The 1,568-nt window shown below is 58.9% G+C and carries 3 protein-coding genes; all 3 read right to left on the bottom strand.

Translation table 11 applies throughout. The annotated features are described in order from the left end of the window. A partial coding sequence (locus ACOI1H_RS25485) for an IS3 family transposase (RefSeq protein WP_422441113.1) occupies positions 1–236 on the bottom strand: 236 nt, incomplete at its 3' end. Positions 237–244: 8 nt separating this feature from the next. Next, complete coding sequence (locus ACOI1H_RS25480) at positions 245–538, bottom strand: transposase (RefSeq protein ID WP_422441111.1); 294 nt, start codon at positions 536–538, stop codon at positions 245–247. Between the two features lie 173 nt (positions 539–711). Next, the coding region (locus tag ACOI1H_RS25475) for an aminotransferase class III-fold pyridoxal phosphate-dependent enzyme (RefSeq protein WP_422441109.1) at positions 712–1,568 on the bottom strand (857 nt) is incomplete at its 5' end.

Below are 1,568 nucleotides of genomic sequence, written 5' to 3'. Positions count from 1 at the left end.
CGCATGAGCCGACGGATGCGCTTCTCGTTCACAGCATGGTCCTCATTGCGCAAGTGCCACGTCATCTGGCGCACGCCGAAGAAGGGCGTCTCCAGGAACTGCACGTCGATCAACCGCATGAGGTCGAGGTTCTGCTCGGTCTCGCCCTGCGGCGTGTAGTAGAACGATGACCTCGGTATCGACAGAAGCGCGCACTGTTGGCCGATCGACAGGTCCGGATGGTCGCGCTCAACCATGCCGCGTCTCACTTCCCGCCCCAGGGCTTGAGCTTTCTTTCCAAAAAAGAGTTGGCCACCGCCAGCTCTCCGATCTTGGCATGCAGATCCCGAACCTGATCCTCGTCGATGACAGGTGCCTTGCGGCTGCCGCGCTCAAAGACACCAGACGCCCCGTCCAGCAGTGCGCGTTTCCATTGGTTGATCATCGTCGGATGCACGCCGAACCGGCTCGCCAGCTCCGACACGGTCTCTTCGCCTTTCAGCGCTTCAAGCGCCACCTTGGCCTTGAACTCAGGGGCGTGCTGCTTTCGTTTCGACATCTTCGATCTCCTTCGTGGTGAAGATCAACAGACAGCAAATCGGAGCTTACGTCAGTGTCCAGTTTTCGGGGGGCACCTCAGTCATCAACTTTTACCCATATCTCACAGTCGGTACCGGGACTGTAGGGATCGATTATTCCAGCGCCCCCGGGCGACAGATGATGAAAGGGACATCATGCCGCAAGTTCGTCAGCGGCTTGTTCGATGGCCCGGGTAAGTCGATCAATCAGCATTCCGATTTCGTTTTCATCGATCACCAGTGGCGGACATATCGCGATTACATCCCCGATTGCCCTGAGGATCAGGCCATTATCCTCGGCTAGCGCAGCAACTCTGGCACCAAAACTAACAGGGGCTTCGAACAAGGTCAGGGGGCCGCGCCGGGCGACCAAATGGACACCTGCCAGCAGGCCCACGCCGCGGATATCTCCTACATTGGGGTGAGAACCAAGCTTGTCGCGCAGGCCGTTCATGAGCACTAACTCGAGCGCCTTCGCCCGGTCCGCTAGCGCCAGATCTTCATAGATGGCTATCGCCTCGCGCGCCACGGCCGCGGCAACAGGATGGCCGGAATATGTGAGCGTCAGGCCGAAGATCCCAAGCCGGCCTGAGTATTCCGAGATAGCCGGAAAAACTCGCGCATTCAGTAGCAGTGCCGACATCGGGATGTAGGCGCTCGTGAGACCTTTGGCGAGGATGATCAGGTCCGGGTTCGATGCCATGCGCGTAGTGCCGAACATTGATCCGGTCCGTCCAAATGCGGTCACCACCTCGTCCACAACCAAAAGGATGTCATGCTTCCTCAGAATCTCCTGAGCGCCCTCGAAGTATCCGTCCGGCGGCACGATGACGCCACCCGCCGCCAGAACCGGTTCGGAAAAGAATGCCGCAATCGTTTCCGGACCCTCGATCAGGATACGGGCCTCCAGATCGGCCAGAAGCCTGTCGACGAACTGACGTTGATTTTCGCCCGGATGCGCCTCCGCGAAGTAATGGGGCGATTTGACATGCAGGAAGTCATCGAGCGGCA

Source organism: Loktanella sp. DJP18 (assembly GCF_049310965.1).
Lineage (GTDB): Bacteria > Pseudomonadota > Alphaproteobacteria > Rhodobacterales > Rhodobacteraceae > Loktanella.
This window is presented reverse-complemented; position numbering and strand designations above follow the sequence as displayed.

Excerpts from the sequence above, each read along its gene's own strand:
- ACOI1H_RS25480 (WP_422441111.1), bottom strand. The coding sequence starts at position 538 with ATGTCGAAACGAAAGCAGCACGCCCCTGAGTTCAAGGCCAAGGTGGCG.